Source organism: Kribbella sp. NPDC048837 (genome assembly GCF_055586945.1).
Genome location: NZ_JBVJHF010000001.1, coordinates 1,416,238 through 1,438,934, shown reverse-complemented (window position 1 = coordinate 1,438,934; position 22,697 = coordinate 1,416,238). Strand labels below are relative to the sequence as shown.

General features: G+C 68.6%; 22 protein-coding genes. 13 read left to right on the top strand and 9 right to left on the bottom strand.

Annotation, left to right across the window (positions count from 1 at the left end; all coding sequences use genetic code 11):
* Nucleotides 1–14 precede the first annotated feature (14 nt).
* The 4 genes from ACZ6O0_RS06630 to ACZ6O0_RS06615 form a co-directional block, all read right to left on the bottom strand.
* Nucleotides 15–677, bottom strand: a complete 663-nt coding sequence (locus tag ACZ6O0_RS06630; protein ID WP_465763814.1) for an L-ribulose-5-phosphate 4-epimerase — start codon at nt 675–677, stop codon at nt 15–17.
* Nucleotides 674–2,359, bottom strand: a complete 1,686-nt coding sequence (araB, locus tag ACZ6O0_RS06625) for a ribulokinase (protein WP_465763813.1) — start codon at nt 2,357–2,359, stop codon at nt 674–676. Before araB ends, ACZ6O0_RS06630 begins: the two co-directional genes overlap by 4 nt.
* A 41-nt stretch (nt 2,360–2,400) precedes the next feature.
* Nucleotides 2,401–3,384 (bottom strand): LacI family DNA-binding transcriptional regulator, encoded by a 984-nt coding sequence (locus ACZ6O0_RS06620; protein WP_465764070.1) that lies wholly within the window; start codon nt 3,382–3,384, stop codon nt 2,401–2,403.
* Nucleotides 3,385–3,538: 154 nt separating this feature from the next.
* The gene (locus tag ACZ6O0_RS06615; protein ID WP_465763812.1) at nt 3,539–4,459 is read right to left on the bottom strand and encodes a zinc-binding dehydrogenase; all 921 of its coding nucleotides are present in this window, start codon (nt 4,457–4,459) and stop codon (nt 3,539–3,541) included.
* Between the two features lie 96 nt (nt 4,460–4,555).
* Between ACZ6O0_RS06615 and ACZ6O0_RS06610 the strand changes: the two genes are divergently transcribed.
* Genes ACZ6O0_RS06610 through ACZ6O0_RS06600 form a run of 3 tightly spaced genes read left to right on the top strand, consistent with a single transcriptional unit; the run spans nt 4,556 to nt 7,168 of the window.
* On the top strand, nt 4,556–5,476 hold the full coding sequence (locus ACZ6O0_RS06610) for a metal ABC transporter solute-binding protein, Zn/Mn family (RefSeq protein ID WP_465763811.1): 921 nt from the start codon (nt 4,556–4,558) through the stop codon (nt 5,474–5,476).
* Nucleotides 5,477–5,480: 4 nt separating this feature from the next.
* Complete coding sequence (locus tag ACZ6O0_RS06605) at nt 5,481–6,308, top strand: metal ABC transporter ATP-binding protein (protein ID WP_465763810.1); 828 nt, start codon at nt 5,481–5,483, stop codon at nt 6,306–6,308.
* Nucleotides 6,305–7,168, top strand: a complete 864-nt coding sequence (locus ACZ6O0_RS06600) for a metal ABC transporter permease (protein ID WP_465763809.1) — start codon at nt 6,305–6,307, stop codon at nt 7,166–7,168. The genes ACZ6O0_RS06605 and ACZ6O0_RS06600 overlap by 4 nt, the downstream gene beginning before the upstream one ends.
* Here the strand turns inward: ACZ6O0_RS06600 and ACZ6O0_RS06595 are convergent.
* Nucleotides 7,158–8,459 (bottom strand): ABC transporter ATP-binding protein, encoded by a 1,302-nt coding sequence (locus ACZ6O0_RS06595; RefSeq protein WP_465763808.1) that lies wholly within the window; start codon nt 8,457–8,459, stop codon nt 7,158–7,160. The two genes, ACZ6O0_RS06600 and ACZ6O0_RS06595, sit on opposite strands and share 11 nt — an antisense overlap.
* Nucleotides 8,460–8,602: 143 nt before the next feature.
* Entirely contained in the window at nt 8,603–9,016 is a 414-nt protein-coding gene (locus ACZ6O0_RS06590; RefSeq protein WP_465763807.1) for a winged helix-turn-helix transcriptional regulator, read from the bottom strand.
* Between the two features lie 190 nt (nt 9,017–9,206).
* Here ACZ6O0_RS06590 and ACZ6O0_RS06585 point away from each other — a divergent pair, with 190 nt between their 5' ends.
* The 6 genes from ACZ6O0_RS06585 to ACZ6O0_RS06560 all read left to right on the top strand — a co-directional run bounded on the left by ACZ6O0_RS06585 (nt 9,207) and on the right by ACZ6O0_RS06560 (nt 16,590).
* Nucleotides 9,207–10,118 (top strand): nitrilase family protein, encoded by a 912-nt coding sequence (locus ACZ6O0_RS06585; RefSeq protein ID WP_465763806.1) that lies wholly within the window; start codon nt 9,207–9,209, stop codon nt 10,116–10,118.
* Nucleotides 10,119–10,122: 4 nt separating this feature from the next.
* Nucleotides 10,123–11,295 (top strand): hypothetical protein, encoded by a 1,173-nt coding sequence (locus tag ACZ6O0_RS06580; RefSeq protein WP_465763805.1) that lies wholly within the window; start codon nt 10,123–10,125, stop codon nt 11,293–11,295.
* On the top strand, nt 11,292–12,605 hold the full coding sequence (locus tag ACZ6O0_RS06575; protein WP_465763804.1) for an amidase: 1,314 nt from the start codon (nt 11,292–11,294) through the stop codon (nt 12,603–12,605). The genes ACZ6O0_RS06580 and ACZ6O0_RS06575 overlap by 4 nt, the downstream gene beginning before the upstream one ends.
* A gap of 12 nt (nt 12,606–12,617) precedes the next feature.
* Nucleotides 12,618–13,055 carry a hypothetical protein gene (locus tag ACZ6O0_RS06570; RefSeq protein WP_465763803.1) on the top strand — a complete coding sequence of 146 codons (438 nt, stop codon included), beginning with the start codon at nt 12,618–12,620 and terminating at the stop codon, nt 13,053–13,055.
* A 49-nt stretch (nt 13,056–13,104) separates the two neighbouring features.
* On the top strand, nt 13,105–14,295 hold the full coding sequence (locus ACZ6O0_RS06565; protein ID WP_465763802.1) for an MDR family MFS transporter: 1,191 nt from the start codon (nt 13,105–13,107) through the stop codon (nt 14,293–14,295).
* Between the two features lie 177 nt (nt 14,296–14,472).
* Nucleotides 14,473–16,590 carry a GH92 family glycosyl hydrolase gene (locus ACZ6O0_RS06560; protein ID WP_465763801.1) on the top strand — a complete coding sequence of 706 codons (2,118 nt, stop codon included), beginning with the start codon at nt 14,473–14,475 and terminating at the stop codon, nt 16,588–16,590.
* An 812-nt stretch (nt 16,591–17,402) separates the two neighbouring features.
* Here the strand turns inward: ACZ6O0_RS06560 and ACZ6O0_RS06555 are convergent.
* The 3 genes from ACZ6O0_RS06555 to ACZ6O0_RS06545 are packed head-to-tail and all read right to left on the bottom strand — an operon-like array spanning nt 17,403 to nt 19,297.
* Nucleotides 17,403–18,296, bottom strand: coding sequence for a BTAD domain-containing putative transcriptional regulator (locus tag ACZ6O0_RS06555; protein WP_465763800.1), 894 nt, complete (start codon nt 18,294–18,296; stop codon nt 17,403–17,405).
* Nucleotides 18,193–18,579, bottom strand: coding sequence for an AfsR/SARP family transcriptional regulator (locus tag ACZ6O0_RS06550; protein WP_465763799.1), 387 nt, complete (start codon nt 18,577–18,579; stop codon nt 18,193–18,195). Before ACZ6O0_RS06550 ends, ACZ6O0_RS06555 begins: the two co-directional genes overlap by 104 nt.
* A gap of 10 nt (nt 18,580–18,589) precedes the next feature.
* Complete coding sequence (locus ACZ6O0_RS06545; RefSeq protein ID WP_465763798.1) at nt 18,590–19,297, bottom strand: GAF and ANTAR domain-containing protein; 708 nt, start codon at nt 19,295–19,297, stop codon at nt 18,590–18,592.
* 109 nt (nt 19,298–19,406) lie between these two features.
* Here ACZ6O0_RS06545 and ACZ6O0_RS06540 point away from each other — a divergent pair, with 109 nt between their 5' ends.
* From ACZ6O0_RS06540 to dhaK, 4 genes are read left to right on the top strand one after another with little or no spacing between them, the layout of a single operon-like run.
* Nucleotides 19,407–20,264, top strand: coding sequence for a class II fructose-bisphosphate aldolase (locus ACZ6O0_RS06540; protein WP_465763797.1), 858 nt, complete (start codon nt 19,407–19,409; stop codon nt 20,262–20,264).
* Entirely contained in the window at nt 20,261–21,064 is an 804-nt protein-coding gene (locus ACZ6O0_RS06535; RefSeq protein WP_465763796.1) for an HAD-IA family hydrolase, read from the top strand. The genes ACZ6O0_RS06540 and ACZ6O0_RS06535 overlap by 4 nt, the downstream gene beginning before the upstream one ends.
* Nucleotides 21,061–21,705, top strand: coding sequence for a dihydroxyacetone kinase subunit DhaL (gene dhaL / locus ACZ6O0_RS06530; RefSeq protein WP_465763795.1), 645 nt, complete (start codon nt 21,061–21,063; stop codon nt 21,703–21,705). The genes ACZ6O0_RS06535 and dhaL overlap by 4 nt, the downstream gene beginning before the upstream one ends.
* Nucleotides 21,702–22,697 carry a dihydroxyacetone kinase subunit DhaK gene (gene dhaK / locus ACZ6O0_RS06525; protein WP_465763794.1) on the top strand — a complete coding sequence of 332 codons (996 nt, stop codon included), beginning with the start codon at nt 21,702–21,704 and terminating at the stop codon, nt 22,695–22,697. Before dhaL ends, dhaK begins: the two co-directional genes overlap by 4 nt.

The window sequence follows — 22,697 nt, the reverse complement described above, 5'->3', positions numbered from 1 at the left end:
GGTTTCTCCCGGAGTCAGCGCTGGCCGTAGACGGTCTGGTAGCGGTTGTAGAGGTGGTCGATGTCGCCGGGCGCGATGTGCTCGAGCTGTCCACCGCTCCGGGCGAGGTGCACGGTGCGTGCGACGTCCTCACACATGACAGCGGCCTTGACGGCGGCTCGTGCGTCCTTGCCGATGGTGAAGACGCCGTGGTTGCGCATCAGCACCGCGGGGGAGCGGTGCTCGGCCAGCGTGCTGACGATTCCCTTGCCGATCGAGTCGTCCCCGATCAGGGCGAACGGCCCGATCGGGATCTCACCGCCGAACTCGTCCGCCATCGCGGTCAGCACGCAGGGGATCGGCTCGCCCCGGGCGGCCCACGCGGTGGCGTACGGCGAGTGCGTGTGGACGACGCCACCGATCTCCGGCATCGCGCGGTAGACGTAGGCGTGGGCGGCGGTGTCGCTGGACGGCGACAGCTCTCCCTCGACGAGGTTGCCGTCGAGGTCGCACACCACGATCGACTCCGCGGTCAGGTCGTCGTACGAGATGCCGCTCGGCTTGATGACGAAGAGGTCCTCACCAGGGACCCGGCCGGAGATGTTGCCCGCGGTCCAGGCGACCAGGCCGTAGGTGACGAGCTCGGCATGAAGGTCGGCCACCTCGCGGCGCAGGTCGTCGACAGCTTGTCGGTTCATCGGATCATCTCGTTCCTGAGTGCGTGCAGGCGATGCAGTACGCCGGTACCGCCGTACGCCTCGCCGGCGAAGTGGTCGTGGAGTTCGCGGTACTCGGCGTACAGCCGGTCGTAGACATCGGCCCGGCCGGAGTCGGGCCGGTAGGCGGAGCTGGTACGGCGCCCCATCTCGGCGGCGGCCGCGGGTACGTCGGGATAGGCGCCGGCCGCGACCGCGGCGTGGATCGCGGAGCCGAGGGCCGGACCCTGGTCGGAGTCGACGACGGAGATCGGCCGGCGAAGCACGTCGGCGTAGATCTGCATCAGCAGGCGGTTCTTCAGCAGTCCGCCCGCGACGATGAACTCCTCGACCGCGACCCCGGCGTCCACGAACGCCTCGACGATCCGGCGGGTGCCGAAGGCGGTGGCTTCGATGAGGGCGCGGTACGTCTCCTCCGGCCGCGTCGCCAGGGTCTGGCCGATCACGACCGCGGACAGGTCGTGGTCGACCAGGATCGAGCGGTTGCCGTTGTGCCAGTCGAGCGCGACGAGCCCGTGGGCGCCGACCGGCTGGGCCGCGGCGAGGTCCTCGAGGTAGGCGTGGACGGACAGCCGCCGGCGTTCCGCCTCCGCGATGTAGCTCGGTGGTACGCACGTGTCGACGAACCAGCCGAAGATGTCGCCGACCGCGGACTGGCCGGCCTCGTAGCCCCACAGGCCGTCGATGATGCCGCCGTTCACGACGCCGCACATGCCGGGGACCTCGGCGAGCCCGTCCGAGGACATGATGTGGCACGTCGACGTTCCCATGATCGCCACCAGCTGCCCCGGCCGGGTGGCATCGGCGGCGGCCGCGGTGACATGCGCGTCCACGTTGCCTGCGGCAACGGCAATGCCGGCCGGCAGCCCGGTCCACTCGGCGGCCTCCGGCGTCAGCCGGCCGGCGAGCGCACCCAGTGGGAGCAGGTCCTTGGCCAGCTTGTCGGTGAAGTCGACGAAGGCCGGGTCGAGCGCCGCCAGGTAGTCGGGGGACGGATATCCGTCATCGGTGTGGATGCCCTTGTATCCGGCGGTGCAGACGTTGCGGGTCTCCGTACCGGTCAGTTGCCAGATGATCCAGTCCGCGGCTTCGATCCAGCGCTCGGTACGGGCGTAGACCTCGGGGTCCTCGTCCAGCATCTGGAGGGCCTTCGCGAACTCCCATTCCGACGAGATCTTGCCGCCGTACCGGCCGAGCCAGGATTCGCCGCGCCGGCGTGCGACCTCGTTGATGCGGTCCGCCTGCGGTTGGGCCGCATGGTGTTTCCACAGCTTCGGCCAGCTGTGTGGCCGCTCGGCGAGGTCGCTGAGCTCGCACAACGGCGTACCGTCGGCGCTGGTGGGCAGGACCGTGCAGGCGGTGAAGTCGGTGCCGATGCCCACCACCTCGGCCGGATCGACTCCGGACTCCTCGATCGCGGCCGGAACAGCGCGCCGAAGGACTTCGCGCCAATCCTCGGGTGACTGCAGCGCCCAGCTGGGACTGAGGGCGACGTCGCCGCCGGGCAGGTGTGTCTCGATCACGCCGTGGGCGTAGTCGTGCACCGCACTGCCGAGCTCCTTTCCATCGGAGACACGGACCACCACGGCGCGTCCCGACAACGTGCCGAAGTCGACGCCGACGACGTACTGCTGGTCGAGTCGGTCAGAAATGTTAGCGCTCACAATCTTCTCCGTACGGCGGTCTCGCGGTCGATGGGACGGGGTCAGGGGCGTGGTGCGGTCGTGCTCGCCCGGGCGATCAGCTCGGCCGGGATCACCACGCGTGGCTGGCGGGCCGGTGGCTCACTGTCGAGTTGGTCGAGGAGTAGTTCGATACTGTGCCGGCCGACCTGGATGAAGTCCTGCCGCACGGTGGTCAGAGGTGGACTGAAGAACTCGGCTTCCGGTATGTCGTCGAACCCGACCACGCTGACATCGCCCGGCACGCTCAGGCCGCGCTCGGTCAGCGCCCGCAACAGCCCGAGCGCCATCTGGTCGTTGGCGACGAAGACCGCGGTGACGCCGGTCGGCAACCGGAGCCCCGCCTCGTAGCCGGATCGAGGACTCCAGTCACCGGCCAGAACGTCAGGCACGTCCCGCCCAGCGCGGTCGAGCGCCTGCTGCCAGCCTTTGATCCGGCCCTCGGCCTCGAGCCAGTCGGACGGGCCGGCGATATGCCACACCGTCTCGTGGCCGAGATCGAGCAGGTGCTGGACGGCCAGGCGAGCGCCGCCGACCTGATCGACGCAGACGATCGGCATCCGTCGCGCCCGGCCACCCTCCACCGCCACCGCGGGCAGGTCCTCGGGGACGTTGGCCAGGGCCTGGGCCGCCTGCCGCTGCGGAGCCACGACCACGATCCCGTCGACGCCCTGCGTGGCAAGGTAGTCGATCGCCTCGCGGACAGAGTCCCGGGTGATCTCCTTCAAGCTGACGATGCTCATGAAATAGCCGGCGTCGCGGGCCGCGTGCTCGATGCCGTGCACCGTGCTCGCCGGCCCGTAGAGCGTCGTGTCGAAGCTGACCACACCCAGGACGCGGGTGTGCCGGGTCACGAGTGCGCGCGCAGCCAGGTTGCGACGGTAACCGAGCTCCTCGATGGCTTGGAGCACTCGCTCCTTCGTGCTGGCACGCACGTTCGGAAGGTCGTTCAGCACACGCGAGACGGTCTGGTGCGAAACACCTGCCACCCGGGCCACATCAGACATGACCGGCGGCCTCGACGTGCTCGTGCTCACCAAACCCTCCCTTCGGACCCCTCCACTGTGAACGCTAACAATCCCAGGATCAAGTCAGCCCTCCAGATCCCGGAATCCCTTGACACAAGAGGATGTTAGCGTTCACAATCCCGCCCCGACGGGCTCAGTCGACGTGTAGGACTGCCTTGCCGCCGAGCTTTCGGTTCAGGAGGGCGTCGATGGCGGTCTCGGGAGTGCGCCAGGAGCTTTCGTATTCGGGTTGGCCGTCGAGGTGGCCGTCGGCGACCAGGGTGCAGAGGCGAGCGAGGTCCCTGGCGGCGCCGCCCTGGGCGGCGGTTTCGTCCCACTGGTTCAACGTGTAGATCCTCGCGCCGGGGGACCGGTCGAAGCGGCCTGCGCGGAAGGACACCTTCTGCTCCGCGCTCTCGGTGGCGAGATTGACCAGAATGCCGCGCGGTGCGAGGTGCTCCGCGGCCTGTCCGAAAACAGCGCCGCCGACGCAGTCGATGACCAGGTCGAAGTCTCCCTCCAGCCGCTCGACGACCTCACGAGCGCCCAGTTCTTGAAGTAGGGGAGCAGAAGTCGTTGCGTTGCGCACCAGAGCAGTCACCTGTGCGCCGGCCGCGCGAGCCAGCTGTACGGCGATCCGCCCCACACCGCCTGTCGCGCCGGTGATGAGAACCCGCTTCGCGAGCACCAGCCCGCCGAGCTCCAAGCTCCGCAATGCCGTCACGCCGGCCGTGGGCAGTGTTGCGGCCTGTACGTCACTGACATTGTCGGGCACCTGCGACAGCATGCTGGTCGGGACACACACCAACTGCGCCCACGCCCCGGCCCTCACCAGACCGACCACGCGTGTCCCCTGAGGCGGGCCGTCCCCCTTCGCGGCCGGCCGCTCGACGATCCCCGCGACATCCCAACCCGGGACCGACCCTTCAGGCAGTCCCGGAAGATCCAGAACTTCCCCGCGATTGAGCGAGAACGCCCGGACACGGACCAGCGCCTCGTCACTCGACGGGATCGGGTCCGCCACGGTGGTCAGCGCGACGTGCGGAGAAGCCGCGGTGGTGGTCAAGGCAAGCACCTCTCGACTCTAACCGCCGGGGCCGGATCTCGAGCGTATGATAATGATAACGGTTATCGTTTCCTGCTCCGCTCGCACCGTCAGATTGGTCAGCTCGTGAACCGCACACTCTTCGCCCTGCCCGCTGCCGTCGCCGCCGTCACCGTGGGACTGGCGGCATGCTCGTCGGGTGCCGCCTCGACAACCTCGCCGTCGGCCGCGGGAGCCCGCATCAAAGTCGTTGCCTCGACCAACGTCTGGGGCGACCTGGCGACCAGCGTCGGTGGCGACAAGGCGCAGGTGACCTCGATCATCAGCAGCCCGGACGCCGACCCGCACCAGTACGAGGCGAGCACCCGCAACCAGCTGTCACTCGCCGAGGCCACCGTCGTCATCGAGAACGGCGGCGGGTACGACGACTTCATCGACCGGATGCTGAAGAGCGCCAAGAACCCCTCGGCCACCGTGCTCAACGCGGTCACCATCTCCGGCAAGAAGGCCGAAGCGGGCGCGGAGCTCAACGAACACGTCTGGTACGACTTCCCGACCGTCGAGAAGGTCATCGATCAGATCCAGCAGGCCTACGCGAAGACCGACCCGAACGATGCGCCGACCTTCCAGCAGAATGCCGACGCCCTCAAACAGAAGGTCGACGGACTCGAGCAGCGGGAAGCCACGCTCAAGCAGAAGTATGACGGCCGGCCGGTGGCGATCACCGAGCCCGTGCCGCTCTACCTGCTCGACGCGATCGGCCTGCAGAACAAGACACCGGGTGAGTTCAGCGAGGCCATCGAGGAAGACAGCGACGTACCGGCCAAGGTCCTGAGCGAGACCCTGCAGCTGTACAGCAAGCGAGAGGTCAAGCTGCTCGCGTACAACGAGCAGACCACGGGTCCGGAGACCGAGCAGGTGCTGAGAGCTGCTCAGCAGAACGGCATCGCGGTGGTGCCCGTGACCGAGACACTCCCGGCCGGCAAGGACTACGTCGGTTGGATGTCGGGCAACCTCGACGCGCTCGGCGCAGCCTTGGGCCAGTAGCCCGATGAGTTCTTTGCTGACCCTGGACCGGGCTGCTCTCGGCTTCGGATCCCGCACACTGTGGCAGGACCTCGATCTCGAGGTCCGGAGCGGTGAGCTGATCGCCGTCCTGGGCGCCAACGGGTCCGGCAAGTCGAGCCTGCTGAAGGTCGTGCTTGGCCAGTTGCGGCTGCGATCCGGGACAGCGGAGTTTCTCGGCGCACCGGTGCGTCGTGGCGACCGGCGGATCGGCTACATCCCTCAGCAGCGCCTGGCCGAGGACGGGCTGCCCTTGCGCGGCCGCGATCTGGTGGCGCTGGGCGTCGACGGACACCGGTGGGGAATCCCGCTGCCGTCGTACCGGCGTCGTCGGCGGGTCGACGAGTTGTTGTCGTCGGTAGGAGCAGAAGCGTACGCCGGTGCCGCGCTGTCCTCGCTGTCCGGTGGGGAACAGCAGCGGCTGCGGATCGCGCAGGCGCTGGCGGCCGAGCCACGGCTGCTGCTCTGCGACGAACCACTGCTCTCGCTGGACCTTCCGCACCAGCGCCTGGTCAGCGACCTGGTCGACCAGGCCCGCCGGCGCCTCGACCTCGGCGTACTTTTCGTCACTCACGACATCAATCCGATCCTGGACAAGGTCGGTCGGGTGCTCTACATCGCGAACAACCGCTTCCGGATCGGAACGCCGGACGAGGTGCTGACCAGCCAGGTGCTGAGTGACCTGTACGACGCACCCGTCGAGGTGATCCGGCACAACGGGCGGATCCTGGTGGCCGGCGTACCTGATCACGACCCGTACCACCACCCCGGAGATGCGGCCACGATCGTCCCCGGGGAGCAGGTGTTGCGATGACCGGGCCACTCTGGTCGGAGATCTTCAACTTCTCCGACTACGCGGAACTCCTACCACTGTTGAAGAACTCGGTGATCGCCTGCGTGGTGCTCGGGATCATGGGCGGACTGATCGGCGTGTTCGTGATGGCGCGGGACATGGCCTTCGCGGTGCACGGCGTCAGCGAACTGTCCTTCGCCGGAGCCGCGGCCAGCCTGCTGCTCGGCGCCAATGTGGTCACCGGCTCGCTGATTGGCTCCTTGACCGCTGCCTTGCTGATCGGGGCGCTCGGGTCCAGAGCCCGGGACCGCAACTCGGTGACCGCGGTGGTGATGCCGTTCGGTCTCGGCCTCGGGATCCTGTGCCTTGCCCTGTACCACGGTCGGGCGGCCAACAAGTTCGGGCTGCTGACAGGTCAGATCGTGGCGATCGACGATCCGCAGATCAAGTCGCTGATCATCATCTCCGCGCTGGTCGGCATCGGTCTCGTGGTCATCTGGAGACCACTGCTGTTCGCCAGCACAGATGCGGACGTGGCCGCTGCTCGCGGTGTCCCAGTAGGCCTGCTCTCGGTCGTCTTCATGGTTCTGCTCGGTCTCGCGGTCGCGGTGTCGGTGCAGATCGTCGGTGCGCTCCTCGTGCTGTCGCTCCTGGTCACACCTGCCGCGGCGGCGCTCCGAGTCTCCGCGTCGCCGGTCAAGGTGCCGCTGCTGAGCATGGTCTTCGCGCTCACCGCGTCGGTCGGCGGCGTCCTGCTCGCAGCCGGGAGTTCGGTCCCGATCAGCCCGTACATCACCAGCATCTCGTTCGCCATCTACCTGATCTGCCGGATCACCCAAGCATCCAGTGCGGGTCGTCTTTGGAGGTTCGTCAGCGGGTGATGCGGTCGATGCGGCGGCCGGTTTCGTCGAAGATGTGGAGGCGAGAGGTATCGACGGAGAGGCGTACGGGCGTTCCGGCGTGCAGCCCGTCCTCGGCGGCGACCTCGATGACCAGGTCGGATCGGCGATGTGCGGGCGCGGAGACTTCCTCGACCGGGGGTTGCGAGGACCGGCGACGGAAGACGGCCCTCGCGATCGTTGCCAGGGCTGACGTCGCGAGCGTGGGGGAGTGGGGTGCCGCATGCCGAGTAGGTGTGGTGCCGGAAGCCGTCGGTGCGGGGACGGCGCCGACCACGTCCGGATTGATCAGTTCGAGGTCGCAGTGGACGAACGCGATCCACTGGTGGCCATGGAACTCGAGCGCTCGCACCGTTCCCGACAGCTGGTTGGCGTCGCCGCCGGCGGCCGGGGTGAACGCGTCCGAGCGGGCGCCGACGATCACCCGGAGGCCGTCGTGGCGGCTCAGGATCAACGACCGGCGGTCGATCGGCGGCAGGGAGATGCTTTGGGTGCCGAAGTCGAGGCACACCCGATGGTGGTCGGTGACCCGGACGGTCGCCGACATCAGGTTGATGCGCGGGCTGCCCAGGAAACCGGCGACGAAGGCGGTGGCGGGATCGTTGTAGACCTGGGCGGGCGTGCCGACATCCTCGATCCGGCCGTCGCGCATGATGGCGATCCGGTCCGCCAGCGTGAGCGCCTCGACCTGATCGTGGGTGACGTACACCGTGGTGACGTTGAGATCCCGGGCCATCGCCCCGATCTCCTGCCGCAACTCGGTCCGCATGGTCGCGTCGAGGTTGGACAACGGTTCGTCCATCAAGAAGATCCGGGGCTGCCGGACCAGCGCGCGGCCGATCGCGACCCGTTGCCGCTGACCGCCGGAGAGCGTTCTCGGTAACCGGTCGAGCGTCGCGTCGATGCCGAGGATCTTCGCCAGCCCGCGGACCTTCGCGTTCGCCTCGGTGGCGTCCTCGCCGGCGACCTCCAGCGGGAACCTGATGTTCTCGCGGGCCGTGCGGTTCGGATACAGCGCGCCGTTCTGGAAGACGAGCGCGACACCGCGGTCCCGGGGCGCAAGACCTGTGGTCCTGGTCCGCCCGAACCACAATTCTCCCGCGGTGAGCTGTTCCAGACCGGCGATCATCCTGAGCAGGGTGGTCTTTCCGCAACCCGATGGTCCGAGCAGCACCATGAATTCGCCGGCGGCGACCTCGAGCGAAACGTCGTCGACCGCAAGGTACTGGCCGTCGTACACCTTGGACACAGCGTCCAGCCTGATGCCTGTCATGACCACCTCCCTCAGGCAGACAGGGGTGAGTACACAGCGCCGGGATGTGGTTGTCCAGAGGTACGGCCGGGATCGAGGTCGGACAGCGGTTGCCTCAGGCAAACGGTGAGGGAGATTCACTCCTGCAGGTGTGGGCGCCCGGTCTAGGGAGTGGAGACCTTGCGCACGAAGGTGTCCGACGATGTCAGTGCGCGGCCGTCGGCGTCGATGACCTGGAGTCGTCGGAGTGGGCGCTCGTGGGCGGTGTCGAGGAGGACGGAGTGTGGCTCGCCGGCCTCGAACAGGTGGTCCTCGCCCCATTGCCGGAGGGCGACGATGAGGCCGAAGAGTTCGCGACCCTTCTCGGTGAGCGCGTATTCGTGGTAGGCGCTGCCGTCGGCGGCGGGCACGACCTCCAGGATGCCGGCGCCGACGAGATCCTTCAGCCGCGAGGCGAGGATGTTCCTGGCCAGGCCCAGGCTGCGCTGGAAGTCGCTGAACCGGGTAATCCCGTCGAAGGCGTCGCGCACGAGCAGGAGTGACCAGCGGTCGCCGACGACGTCGACCGCCCTGGCCACCGGACACTCGGCTCCCTCATGGCTCACGCGTCGCGCCATCTCGCTCCCTCGTCGATCGACCCGGCCGAGCCCGTCGATCGACCCGGCCGAGAAGTTTTTCTTCGCAACTGGTTGCAAGTATAAACCAGCCACTGCTACCTTCCCGGCATCGGTTTCAAATTGAAACCACTGGCTGAGCGGAGGAGAGACCATGACGGAGCAGTCGGAGGCCGGTGTGGACACCAGGGTGAGCCCGGTCCGGGTGGCGGTGGTGCAGTTCGAGCCGCACGTCGGCGTGGAGAACCTGAAGGCCAACGCCACCGCCGTGGAGGAGCGGTTGACCGCCGCCGCGGACCACGGCGCGGGCCTGATCGTCCTGCCCGAGCTCGCGACCACGGGCTACGTCTTCGAGACGCGCGAGGAGGCGTACGCGCACTCCGAGCCTGTCCCCGGAGGCCGCAGCCTGGACATGTTCACGCGGATCGCCGCCGAGCGGAACGTGTACATCGTCGGGAACGTCGTCGAGCAGGCGAACGGGAAGCTCTACGACACCGCCGTACTCGTCGGCCCGGACGGCTACATCGGCCGGTACCGCAAGACGCACCTGTGGAACACCGAGAAGCTCTGGTTCACCCCGGGCGACGAAGGCTTCCAGGTGTTCGACACGCGGATCGGCCGGATCGGTCTGCTGGTCTGCTGGGACATCTGGTTCCCCGAGACCGCCCGGATCGTCACTCAGCTGGGTGCGGACATCATCTGCATCCCCACCGGCTGGGTGTGGACACCACCACCCCTGTACGACGCCAGCGGTGTGTGCATGGCCGCGCATCTCACCATCACGGCCGCTCACGCGAACAACGTCTTCATCGCCACCGCGGACCGGATCGGTCAGGAACGTGGCGCGGGCTTCATGGGCAACTCGCTGATCGCCGGGACGAACGGCTGGCCGGTGGACCGGATCGCCGGACCGGACGAGGACACGATCATCTACGCGGACCTCGACCTCGTCGCCGCCAGGACCGCCCCGATCTGGAACCAGCTCAACGACCTGCACCGCGATCGCCGGACCGATCTGTACGACCAGATGCTCGGCTACCGCGGCGCCGCGCCGCTGCCGCGGTGACGTGATGACGACGACGGTCGGCCGCCTGGGCGGCACGCGCCGGCGGTTCCGGATCGGGTACGTCGCCAGTGGTCTGGGCGGCACGCTCCTAGTGGTACTCGTGGCCGGGGCGTTTGCTACAGGCAACGAATCGCAGTGGGACGGCGACTACGCCGACCCTCGGGGCCTGGCGCTCTGGTTGATCAGCTCCATCAGCGAACCGCAGTACTACGCCGTCGCCTCCGCCGGCGCGTGCCTGCTCCTGGGTGGCGCGTTCGCCCATCTGGCGGATCGCCAGTCCTGGAAGGTCCGCGGTTTCGTGCAGGCCTGCGGCTCGGGCCTCTGGCCGTGGGCGGCGGGGAGCGCTCTCCTGAGCCTGCTCCTGAGCGCGATCGTGTGGGGATGGACGCTCGAGCCCGGCGTCTGGCAGCCCCTGTTCGTGCCGCTAGTCTCGGTGGCGCCGGCCATGGTCGTGCTCTACGGTCCCGGACGGAGGGTCGCCCTGACGGCTGCCATCACCGGCGCGCTGCTGGCGCCGCCGGTCTCGATCGCCGCGGTGGCGTACGTCTGCAAGCCGTTGGACCTTCCGCTGGTCGTCGGCGCAACGACCGGGATGTGGGTCGGCGCCCTCCTGGCGTTCTCCATCGTCCGGTTCCTGCCGTGGATGCCCGCGCCGGGCGCCTGGCGGACGGCGAAGGCAGGTGACTCCGAGCCAGGCGCCGGCTCCTGGCTGTGGGTCCCACGCCGTGCGCTGGCCGACTTCACCGAGGCGCAGTTCTTCGGCAACGAATGGGCGAGTGCCGCGATGATCCTCGGGGCCTTGGTCGCCTATGCGATCAGTCCTTCGACACTGGTCTACGGCACGGGCCTGTTCCTGGCTGTCCTTGCGTCCCAGGCCGCGACCGCGTTGGCCGGCGTACTCATCTGGCGCAGGTGTTGGCACGCCCATGGCTTCTATCCCACCTTCGTGCCGGTCGTCTCGGTGGCCCCGGCCACCGTGCTGGCCTTCGGCGGGACAGTCCAGGCCGTGCTTGCCGGAGCGTTGGTCGGCGCGCTCATCGCGCCGCCCACAGCAGCCGCGATCTCGCGCCGCCTCCCGGCGTCGTTCCATCCCTTCATCGGCAACGTGGCCTCGATGAGCGTCTGTACGGCGGTCATCGTGCCTGCGCTCGGCCTCGTCCCCGGAGTCGCCTCATGACCATCACTCAGCTGGCGCGAGAACTGCGCAGCGGCGAGACCTCGGCCACGGACCTGGTCTCCGAAGCGCTACGCCGGATCCACGAGCTCAACCCGACGGTGAACGCCTTCGCGCTGATCGATGCGGAAGGCGCCTACCGGTCGGCGCGCCTCGCGGACGAAGAGCGTGCGGCCGGTGTCGATCGCGGCCCGCTCCACGGCGTCCCCGTCGCGGTCAAGGACCTCGTCGACATGGAAGGTCTGCCGACGAGCTGTGGATCCGCGACATCCTTCGGCGCCACGGCGACCGAGGATGCCGACGTCGTCAAGCAGTTGCGGGACTGCGGTGCCGTCATCGTCGGGAAGACCACGCTGCATGAGTTCGCGTACGGCGCGACCGGCGACCGCTCCGTCCACGGTGCCTCACGCAACCCGACGGATACCAGCAGGATGTCCGGGGGCAGCAGCGGTGGGAGCGCCGTGGCCGTCGCCGCGGGAATGGTGCCGCTGGCGGTCGGCACGGACACCGCCGGCTCGGTCCGGGTACCGGCGGCGTTGTGCGGGGTTGTCGGTCTCAAGCCGGCGTACGACGTGATCTCGACGAAGGGCGTGTATCCGCTGGCGCCGAGCCTCGACCATGTCGGTCTGTTCGGGACAACGGTCGAGGACGTGCGGCTCGGATACGAGGCGCTCGGCGGACAGTCGGCGTACGGCGCCGGCGGGTTTGCGGTCGGCTGGATCTCGCCGGGTGACATCGCGGTGACGGACCCACGTGTCGAAGAGGTGGTCCGGGATCTCCTCGACCGCTCCGAGCTCGCCGTCGAGGACGTGCCGCGCTTCCCGCGAGGTCACGGCGACCAGACCTGGTTCGAAGCGTTCACGACACTGCAGAGCCGCGAGGCCTTCCGGGTGCACGAGCATCACTTGGACCAGGACCGCGAGCTCATCGACGCCGAGGTCCTCGCACGACTCCAAGCCGGAGCTCGGGTCACCCCCGGGCTCTACGCCCAGGCCGAACAGGCCCGCGACACCCTGCGGGCCATCGTCGACGGGCTGCTGAAGGAGTTCGACGTACTCGCGCTTCCGGCGGTGCCGATCGTTGCTCCACAGATAGGGGCCCGCAGCATCCATGTCGCCGGCAACGAGCTCGAGGTGCGTTCGGCCCTGCTGTCTCTCACCAGCCCGTGGAACCTGACCGGGATGCCGGCGATCAGCTTGCCCGCCGGACACGTCGAAGGCCTGCCGGTGGCGATCCAGCTGGTGGTGGCCCCGGGCAACGAGCACACGATGTTCGCAGCTGCTCGAGCACTGCAGAATCCAACGTCACACTGAAGCGGAGAGCCCGTGCCGTCCATCCAGATCGACCTGCCGATCACCATCGACCCAGCCACCAAACAGACCCTGGCCCACCGCGTCGGCGCCATCTACGGAGCAACGATGCAGGTGGCCATGGACCTGCTCACGGTGTCCGTGCACGACCTCGGCGAAGGCGGCGTCTGGCGGTGCCACGAATCCGGACCGCCCACGCCGTCGGCCCTCATCATGTGCGACATCCGCCAGGGCCGCCCCGACGAGACCCGAGCCCGACTCGCCCAGAGCCTGATCGACCTCTGCGTCGAGATGCTCGACCTGGACGAACTCTGGATGAAGGTCGAGTTCACCCAGCACACCGGCAACGAGATGTACCACCCCCACCTCAACGGCTTCAACGCAGACTGGCAAGGCGACGAGAGACCAGGCCGGCGCCGGAGTTCCCTAGGACCTCCTGCTGAGGAGGGATAGGGAAGACTTCCGATGTCCGGGCGTACCTCAGAGGTGCAGGTTCGTCCACGTGCCGCGATTTCGTGACGCTCTGCGGAGCCTGCCCGGCCGGGTGTGGGTTGTCAGCCTCGGCATTCTGGTCAACCGGGTGGGAAACTTCCTGCCTGTGTTCATCGTTCTGTACCTGACTGAGCGCGGGTATTCCGCGGGGGCCGCGGGGTTCGTGCTGGGTGTGTCCGGTCTGGGGAACGTGCTCGGCAACGCCGTCGGTGGCTATCTCGCCGACAAGATCGGCCGGCGGTGGACGATCGTGCTGTCCTCCGTACCCACCGCCGGGCTGACGGCGATCGTGCCGTTCGTCGGATCGCTCCCGGTCATCGTCGCCGTGGTCGGACTGATCGGCGTGACGTCGCAGATCTACCGGCCGGCGGCGGCCGCGGTGCTGCTCGACTCCGTGGCGACCAACCAGGAGCGGCTGGCCGCGTTCGCGGTGTTCCGGTTCGCGATGAACATCGGCGCTGCCCTGGGCGGTGTCATCGGTGGTGTGCTGGCCAGCACCTCCTACGTGGAGCTGTTCCTGGGCAACGCCGCCGCGTGCCTGCTGTTCGGCGTGGTCGTGGCGGTGTTGCTGCGGGACGCGCCCCGGGTGCGGTCCGACCACGACGATGCGGACGGGCAGGCGGACCGCGCGGTGGGGTACCGGCAGGCGCTCGCCGACCGCGCCCTGGTGCGATTCCTGGTGATGACCGTGGTCGGCGAGTTCGTGTACATCCAGTCCACCGTCGGCCTGCCCTTGCACGTCAGCGATGTGGGGCTGAGCGCGCGCGACTTCGGTTTCCTCATCGGGCTCAACGGTCTGGTGGTGCTGGTGCTGGAGTTGCCGACCACTGGCGTGGTCTCGCGCTACCGTCCGGAGTACGTACTTGCTATCGGCAACCTACTCATCGGTGCCGGCCTCGCGCTGACCGGATTCATGAACGGCATGGTGTTGTTGTCGGCGACGGTGCTGATCTGGACGCTCGGCGAGATGATGTCCAGCTCCGTCGCCATGGCCTACCTCGGAAGTCTCACCCCTCCGCGGATGGCCGGCCGCTACCAGGGGCTGTACGGCGCGGCGTACACGATCGGTACGGGCGCCGGCCCGCTCATCGGCGGCGCCGCGTACGCGATCGGCCCCTGGGTTCTCTGGCCCCTGATCGGAGCAGCCGGCCTGCTGGCCGCGCACCTCTGCCTACCCCGCCGCCCTACAGGTGGTCGATGAACTTTCCTGGATGGTGAAGTTCACGCCGTCGTGGTCGGGGTACCAGAAGCCGTCCCAGCGAGGGTGATGTCCTCGTTGGTGGCGCCGCTGGTCACGGCCGTCGGACCGCCCGAGACTGCGCGGGCCGGATATACTTCACGGCGAAAAGAATCTCGGAACTGACGGAGGTAGACCTTGATGGGCCGAGCCGTCGACGACGTCGATCCCTTGATCGGTGCGCTGACCACCAGTCCGGATACCGCGTGTGGCAAGACGTTTCCGGGGCCGGTGCTGCCGTTCGGGTTGGTGCAGCTCAGTCCGGACACGATCAGCGGGGGTGACCACGGCAGTGGGTATTCCGCGGACATGGACACCATCGAGGGGTTCAGCTTCACGCACCTCGGTGGGATCGGGTGTTACGGCGACCTGGGCAACCTCCAGGTGATGCCGCAGACCGGGCCGCTCGTCACCGGCCGGGTCGCGGCGAACAGCCGGTACCGCAACCAGGTCGTCAAGGCCGGCTACTACTCCGTCGACCTCGAGCGGTACGACGTACGCACGGAGTTGACCGCCACCACCCGGGCCGGCCTGATCAGGTTCACGTACGCCGAACCGGGCTCCGCGCGGATCAAGGTCGACCTGGCCCGCCGGGTCGGCTTCGACGGATCGCATTCGGTCGAGCAGTCGGTCACTCTGGTCGACGAGCACACGGTCGAGGGCTGGATGCGGTGCGACCGCACTGGCGGTGGCTGGATCTGCGGCAACGGACCGGAGTACACGGTCTTCTTCTCCCTCCAGCTCGAGCAGCCGATCGCGACCTTCACGACCTGGGAAGGCGACGACATCCGGCACGATCCAGCCCGTACGACGTCCGGCCCCGACGCCGGCTTCGCGCTCGAGTTCGAGGTCACCGGCCCGGTCCAGCTGAAGGCGGGCATCTCCTACACCAGCGTCGACGGCGCGCGCCGCAACCTCGCACACGACCTACCGGGCTGGGACTTCGACCAGGTCGCCGCCGACGCGAGCGCGGCCTGGGCCGGCGTCCTGGACAAGGTCGAGATCGAAGGCGGGACGGCTGAGCAGCGGCAGATCTTCCGGACCGCGATGTACCACACGATGGTCGAGCCGCGCCGGGCCGGTGACGCCGATGACGACGCGCCGTACGAGCGCAGGACGGTCTTCAGCGGCTGGGATGTCTTCCGCGCGCAGATGCCGTTGCTGACGATCATCGACGAGAAGGTGGTCGCCGATCAGATCAACACCCTGCTCGACCTGACCGCCTCGGGCCGGGTGAAGGGCCTGGCCCGCTGGGAGCTGCTCGGCGTCGACACCGACACGATGGTCGGTGATCCGGCGATCAACATCATCGCCGAGGCGGTCGTGAAAGGGATCGGGGGATTCGACGTCGGGACGGCGTACCGGTTCTGCCGTGACGTCGCGCTGGGGCCGGCCGACCGGTCGAACCGCAACGACCTGGAGAACTGGCTGAGGCTCGGGTACTGCGTCGATATCAGCCTCTCGACGACTCTGGAGAACTCGTACAGCGACCACGCACTGGCCAGGTTCGCCGAGGTGCTCGGCCACGATGACGACGTACGCCGACTGACCGCGAGCGCGCAGAACTACCGCAACCTGTTCAACCACGAGATCGGCTGGTTCCGCGGCCGCAACGCCGACGGTTCGTGGATGGGTCCGGACGAAGGGTGCACCGAGAGCAACCCGGAGCAGCAGGGCTGGTTCGTGCCGCACGACGTGGCCGGGCTGATCGAGCTGGCCGGTGGTGACGCGCCGTTCGTCGAGCGGCTGAACGCGATGTTCGAGAACACGCCGCCGGCCGACCTGATGAGGTGGAACGACTTCTACAACCACTCCAACGAGCCTGTGCACCAGATGGCCTTCATGTTCACGTACGCCGGTGCGCCGTGGCTGACGCAGAAGTGGTCCCGCTATGTCTGCGACCACGGGTACGGCACGGGACCCGCCGGGCTGGGCGGCAACGAGGACTGCGGTCAGATGTCGGCCTGGTACGTGTTCGCCGCGGCCGGCCTCTACCCGGTGTCGCCGGTGGACAAGGTGTACATCCTGGGCAGCCCCATCTTCGACCGGACGACGTTCCGGACCTCGCGTGGCACCGCCTTCGCGATCGCGCGGGAGGGCGACGGGATCTACGTGCAGGGCGCGAGACTGAACGGGCGGCCGATCGATCGTGCCTGGATCACGCACGACGAGGTGATCGCGGGCGGCGAGCTGGTCCTCACGATGGCGCCCGAGCCGACCGAGTGGGGCTCGAAAGTGCGGCCTGCGACGGCTTGTTGAGTAGGGCCAGGGTTTGTTGGGCTTCGGTGAGGTAGTGCTGGGCGTTGGCGTGGGATTGGAGGGTTACTGCTTCCTGCGCTGCTGCTTTGGCTTCGGCGGGGAGGCCACTGGCTTGGTAGGTGAGGGCCAGGGTGACTAGGGCTCGGCCGCGGAGGATAGGGCGTTCCAGGGGTGCGGTGCGAGCTACGGCGGCTCGGGCTGAGGTTAGGGCAGTGGTGAGCTCGCCTCGGCGGAGGTGGGAGCGAGCCCAGAGACCGTTGCATGGCGCCGATCGCGCGCTGCTCCTCAGCCGACTCAGCGGCGGCCAGTCCGGCCTCCGCCGCGGTACGCCAGTGACCGAGATGGTCGCGATTGTGGAAGTACGGCGTCAGCCGGTCGGCGATCAACCACGCGAGCTCCGCCGACCCGTGCTCGGCCGCGATCGCCACCAGCGTTGGGTATTCGGCATCGATCCACGCCTCGGCAGCAGCGCGATCAGGCGACCAAGCGCTCGCCGCAGACCGGGGGAGCAGCGTCGCGGTCGGCGCGATCACCCCGATCGCCGCGTCCAGACGATCGAAGTACGCCGTAAACAGCGCCAGCCGCCCACCCTCCACATCCTCTGACGTCCGGACCGCGTACAACCGGAGGAGGTCATGCAGGAGATACCGATCCGGATGCGGCTCCTGAACCAGACTCGCCTCGGCCAGCCGGCCCACCGCCGACCGCGCCTGGTCCGCCGACAGCCCAGCGGCATCCCCCACAACCTCCGCGCTGAAGTCGCCCGGCACGTGTCCGGCCAGCCCGAACACCCGCGCCGCCGTCGCGTCCAGTCAGTCGTACGAGCGTTCGAAGGCATGTAGCACCATCGCCTCGGGATCGCCCGGTACCGCTAGTCCCTTCAGGCGATCACCCTGTTCGAGCCGGTCAAGGAAGTCAGCCTGGACGACGAGGTTGGCCGCCGCAATCCGCAGCGCCAGCGGCAACCGGCCACACAGCCGCGCCAACCGATCACACTGTTCCCCATCGAGGGCCGTCAGCCGCTGGAGCAGCTCCGTCGCGTCGTCAGTACCGAGTACGTCGACTACAACGCCCTCGGCGCCGTTGAGTGCCGACAAGCCGGTGAGCTGGCGACGGCTCGTCACGATCACCGCATTGCATGGAGTCCCGGGCAGCAGCGGGCGGACCTGCTCCGCACTGGCCGCGTCATCGAGCACCACCAGGACCTGGCGCCGCGAGAGCCGCGATCGCAGCAGCGCGGCCCGCGCATCCGTACCGGCCGGCAGCTGAGCCTCCCGCAGCCCCGTCGCCACCAGCATCTCCGCCAGCACTTCACCCGGATCGCGCGGCCGGGTGGCTTCGCCCAACCGCACGAACCAGCGTCCGTCCGGGTACGACGCCTCCGCCCGCCGTGCCAGCCGCAACGCCAGCGCGGTCGTCCCGCCACCAGGTACGCCGGACAGCACGACGAACGGCATCCGATCACGCCGGCCGGACAGTCGCGTCTCCAGCTCGTCGAGAACCGAGGACCGCCCGGCGAACTCGGACTCCAGCGGCAGCTGGTCGTGAACGATCCACTCCTCCTCGACCTCACCACCGTCGAGCAGGATCGCCTGGTGCACCTCACGCAGCTCGACACCCGGCCGGATCCCCAGTTCGTCCGCCAGTAGCCGATCGACAGTGCGGAACGCGGTCAGCGCATCGGCCTGCCGACCGCCGAGGTGCAACGCCCGGATCAATCGAATAGCCGCCCGGCACGCTGCGCAGCCGCCGGCCGTCGGCGCCGAGGGCGGTCCGCAGCCGGGACACCAGGGTCTGGACGGCCGCCCGCAGATGGACCGGGGGATCGTGGGCCCAGATGCCGGCGCCGAGCTCGCGCACGCTGACCAGTTCACCGGCCCGGAGCAGCAGTACGGCGAGCAGCGCGCGCTGCTTGACCGGCAGGGCGATCGGCACGCCGTCGCGCTCGACCAGCACCGGCCCGAGGACCCGAAACCGAATCTCCCCCATCAGGAGACCTTCAGCCAGGGAGCTTGCGGGTGTCAATCAGTTCCTGCGCGACGTCGCGGAGCTTGGTGTTGGTGTCCTGGGAGTACCGCTTCAGGATGTTGAAGGCCCGGTCGGCGTCGACGCCGTACCGCTCCATCAGGATGCCCATCGCCTGGCCGACGAGTTTGCGGGCGTCGACCGCGGCCGCCATCGTCCGCTCGTGCCGGGCGGTCGCGAGCGCGACCGTGGCGTGCCGGGCCAGGATGTGGGCGATCGCCTCGTCGTCGGCGTCGAACGCGTCCGGCTTGGGGCTGTACAGACCGAGTACGCCGACAGTCGGTGACGACTCGCCGAGCGCCAGCGGCACGTCGAGCACGCTGCGTACTCCGAGGGCGCTGACCTTCGCCGCCCAGCCCGGCCAGCGACCGTCGGTCGTGGTGTCGCGGACCAGCACCGTGGCCCGGTCACGCATCGTCGCGATCAGCGGTCCCTCCTGGCCACTGAGCTGGAACTCGTAGATCTCGGCGACCACGGGGTCCGTCACGGCCGGGATCTCCGGCGGCCCGCCGCGGGTACGCAGGGCGACTCCGGCGAAGGTGCAGTTCAACGCCTGCAGGGCGAACTGGACGACCGACTCCACGGTCTCCTCCACGCCGTCGGCCTCGTGCATGTCCATCGCCAACTGCGCGAACGTCTCGGCCATCCGGCCGCCCGAGCCCTCCTGCTCACCGTCGTCCATAGCTCCATGATGCCCCCACCACGATCGTGCGGAGGTGATGCAGCATTCGTGCAGCGTTCCGGGGCGCAGGGTGGGGGGAGCGGTGACGTGGCCGCGGAGAGGGGAGATCATGCCTGTCGCACCGTTGAAGGAGCTTGTCGACGAGGCGCTGGCCAAGGGGTACGCCGTTCCCGCGATCAACGTGGTCGACGAGCTCAGCCTGCGGGCGGTCGTCGACGCGGCCGTGGAACTGCGGTCACCGCTGATCGTCCAGACGTCCGTCAAGACGGTCAAGTCGGTCGGCCGCGACGTCCTCAAGGCGATGTTCGACGCGACCGTCGCCCCGGTCCCGGTGCCGGTCAGCCTGCACCTCGACCACTGTCCCGACCGCGCGGTGATCAGCTCGTGCCTCGAGGCGGGCTGGAACTCGGTGCTGTTCGACGCCTCCGCGCTGCCGGTCGAGGAGAACCAGCGCCAGACCGTCGAGGTGGTCGCCGAGGCCAGGACGTACGGCGCTCACGTCGAGGGCGAGATCGAAGGCATCACCGGTGTCGAGGACGGGGTGGGCTCGGACACCGAGGCGGAGCGGCAGTCGCTCGAGGTCGCGACGCGCTTCGTCGAGACGACCGGTGTGGATGTCTTCGCGCCGGCGATCGGGAACGCCCACGGCATCTACCACTCGACACCCGAACTGGACTCACAGCGGATCACCGACCTGGTGACGGCGACCGGCATCCCGATGGCGTTGCACGGCGGCTCGGGGCTGACCCGTGAACAGTTCCAGGACCTGATCGGCCGGGGCTGCGCGAAGGTCAACATCTCCACCGCGCTCAAGGTCGCCTACATGACGTCGTCGCTCGAGCACCTCGAACAGGCGCGGGCGACCGACAAGTGGGATCCGCCGACGTTGTTCCGGCACATCCACGCGGCCGTGAAGACGATGGCCGCCGAGCACATCGAGATCTTCGGCAGCGGCGGCCGGGCATGACCGCCCTGATCTTCGACTGCGACGGTGTGCTGGGCGACACCGAGCGCGACGGGCACCTGCCGGCGTTCAACGCGACCTTCGAACAGTTCGGGCTTCCGGTCCGGTGGTCGGTCGAGGACTACGGCCGCCTGCTCCGGATCGGCGGGGGCAAGGAACGGCTGGCCACCGTGCTCGACGATCCGGACGTGTGGCGGGCCGCGGGTTCACCGGCGACGCCCGAGGAGCGCGCCGAGGTGGTGGCGACCTGGCACCGGGCCAAGACGAAGACGTTCACCGACCTGGTCGCAGCCGGGGTCATTCCGCCACGTCCCGGCGTACGGCGGGTAATCACCGACGCATTGCGGGAGGGCTGGACGGTCGCCGTCGCGTCGACCTCGGCGGAACCGTCGGTGCGGGCGGTGCTCGCCGGAGCGGTCGGCGCGGAGGTCGCGGCGACGATCCCGGTGTTCGCGGGCGACGTCGTACCGCGGAAGAAGCCCGATCCGGCGGTGTACGAACTGACGCTCGAGAAGCTCGCGCTGGATCCGGCCGGCACGCTCGTCGTCGAGGACTCGCGCAACGGACTCCTCGCCGCCACCGGTGCCGGGCTGGCGACAGTGGTGACCGTCAGCGGCTACACCCGTGACGAGGACTTCACCGAGGCCGCCCTGGTCCTCACCAGTCTGGGCGACGCCGACGGCGAGCGGCTCGAGGTCCTCGCGGACCCCTGCGGAATCGGCCCGGTGGACGAGCTCGCCCTGGCCGACCTCTCCCGGCTGGCCGCGGCCGCACCACGACCCACGCAAGGAGGTCAGTCATGACGGACAGCTGGGGCGAGGTCGACCTCGTCCTCACCACGATCATCACCACCTGCCTCGACAACGAGAAGTACTTCGGCGACCTGGACTCGGTGGTCGGCGACGGCGACTTCGGCTACTCACTGGCCCGCGGTTTCGAGAAGCTCCGGGACCAGTACGGCGACCTCGACCGGACCGACATCGGCACGTTCCTGAAGAAGGTGGGGATGCTGGTGACGTCCCGGATCGGGGGTACGTCGGGACCGATCTGGGGGACCGGGTTCATGCGCGCCGGAATGACCGCCGGCGCGACCACCTCCCTGGACGGAGCCACCGTGGTGGCGATGCTGCGCTCGGCGGTGGCCGGGATCCAGGCCCGTGGTGGCGCGGAGCTGGGGGACAAGACCCTGCTCGACGCGCTGGTCCCGATGACGGACGCCATCGAGGAAGCCCTCGCCTCCGGGGCAAGCAGTGACGAGGTCGTCGATCGCGCCGCTGCCGCGGCCCGGTCGGCGGCCGACGCGACGGTGGACCTGGTCGCGAAGCGCGGCCGCGCCGCCTACACCGGCGAGCGGAGCCGTGGATCGGTCGACGCCGGTGCCACCGCCGTCGCCGTGCTCATCGAGCAGATCGCAGTGGTCTGGAAGACAAGGGAGTCCCGATGAAGAAGTTCGTCAACGACCCGAAGAACTACGTGCCGGAGATGCTGCAGGGCATCGCGCTGGCCAACCCGGACACGCTGAAGTACGTGCCGGAGTACAACCTGATCATGCGGACCGACGCGCCGCGCGACGACAAGGTCTCCGTCGTCCAGGGCTCGGGGTCCGGCCACGAGCCCGCGCACGTGATGACCGTCGGCAAGGGCATGCTCGACGCCGCCTGCCCGGGTGACGTCTTCGCCGCGCCGCCGATGGAGTACGTGTACGAGACCACCAAGCTGCTCGCCTCCGAGAAGGGCGTGCTCCTGCTGGTCAACAACTACACCGGTGACCGGATGGCGTTCGACATGTCGCAGGAGATGAGCCAGGCCGACGGGCTGAACGTCCGCACGCTGATCATCGACGACGACGTGTCGGTGAAGGACTCGACGTACACGGTCGGCCGGCGCGGTGTGGCGGGGAACTTCTTCGTGATGAAGGCGGTCGGCGCGGCGAGCGAGCAAGGGGCCGACCTCGACGAGCTGGTGCGGATCGGGGAGAAGGTCAACTCGGTCACCCGGACGATGGGCATGGCGCTGACCGCCTGTACGCCGCCCGCCAAGGGATCTCCGCTGTTCGAGCTCGGCGAGGACGAGATGGAGATGGGCGTCGGCATCCACGGCGAGCCGGGCCGCAGCCGGGAGAAGCTTGCCTCGGCCAACGAGATCATCGACCAGATGCTGGAGGCGGTCCGGTCCGATCTGCCGTACGAGTCCGGTGACGACGTCGCGCTGATGATCAACGGGCTGGGCGGTACGCCGATCAGCGAGCTCTACCTGCTGTACGGCCGTGCGCACAAGGTGCTCACCGATCGGGGGATCAACATCCGGCGGAACTACGTCGGGGAGTACTGCACGTCCCTCGACATGGCCGGTGCCTCGGTCACGCTGGTCAAGCTCGACGACGAGATCGACCGTCTGCTCTCGGCGCCGGCGGAGATCGCGATCCGGGTGTTCTGA

Excerpts from the sequence above, each read along its gene's own strand:
- ACZ6O0_RS06560 (WP_465763801.1), top strand. The coding sequence starts at position 14,473 with ATGGGCCGAGCCGTCGACGACGTCGATCCCTTGATCGGTGCGCTGACC.
- ACZ6O0_RS06580 (WP_465763805.1), top strand. The coding sequence starts at position 10,123 with ATGACGACGACGGTCGGCCGCCTGGGCGGCACGCGCCGGCGGTTCCGG.
- dhaK (WP_465763794.1), top strand. The coding sequence starts at position 21,702 with ATGAAGAAGTTCGTCAACGACCCGAAGAACTACGTGCCGGAGATGCTG.
- ACZ6O0_RS06595 (WP_465763808.1), bottom strand. The coding sequence starts at position 8,459 with ATGACAGGCATCAGGCTGGACGCTGTGTCCAAGGTGTACGACGGCCAG.
- ACZ6O0_RS06600 (WP_465763809.1), top strand. The coding sequence starts at position 6,305 with ATGACCGGGCCACTCTGGTCGGAGATCTTCAACTTCTCCGACTACGCG.
- ACZ6O0_RS06575 (WP_465763804.1), top strand. The coding sequence starts at position 11,292 with ATGACCATCACTCAGCTGGCGCGAGAACTGCGCAGCGGCGAGACCTCG.
- ACZ6O0_RS06605 (WP_465763810.1), top strand. The coding sequence starts at position 5,481 with ATGAGTTCTTTGCTGACCCTGGACCGGGCTGCTCTCGGCTTCGGATCC.
- ACZ6O0_RS06630 (WP_465763814.1), bottom strand. The coding sequence starts at position 677 with ATGAACCGACAAGCTGTCGACGACCTGCGCCGCGAGGTGGCCGACCTT.
- ACZ6O0_RS06535 (WP_465763796.1), top strand. The coding sequence starts at position 20,261 with ATGACCGCCCTGATCTTCGACTGCGACGGTGTGCTGGGCGACACCGAG.
- ACZ6O0_RS06550 (WP_465763799.1), bottom strand. The coding sequence starts at position 18,579 with ATGGGGGAGATTCGGTTTCGGGTCCTCGGGCCGGTGCTGGTCGAGCGC.
- ACZ6O0_RS06545 (WP_465763798.1), bottom strand. The coding sequence starts at position 19,297 with ATGGACGACGGTGAGCAGGAGGGCTCGGGCGGCCGGATGGCCGAGACG.
- dhaL (WP_465763795.1), top strand. The coding sequence starts at position 21,061 with ATGACGGACAGCTGGGGCGAGGTCGACCTCGTCCTCACCACGATCATC.
- ACZ6O0_RS06585 (WP_465763806.1), top strand. The coding sequence starts at position 9,207 with ATGACGGAGCAGTCGGAGGCCGGTGTGGACACCAGGGTGAGCCCGGTC.
- ACZ6O0_RS06620 (WP_465764070.1), bottom strand. The coding sequence starts at position 3,384 with ATGTCTGATGTGGCCCGGGTGGCAGGTGTTTCGCACCAGACCGTCTCG.
- ACZ6O0_RS06540 (WP_465763797.1), top strand. The coding sequence starts at position 19,407 with ATGCCTGTCGCACCGTTGAAGGAGCTTGTCGACGAGGCGCTGGCCAAG.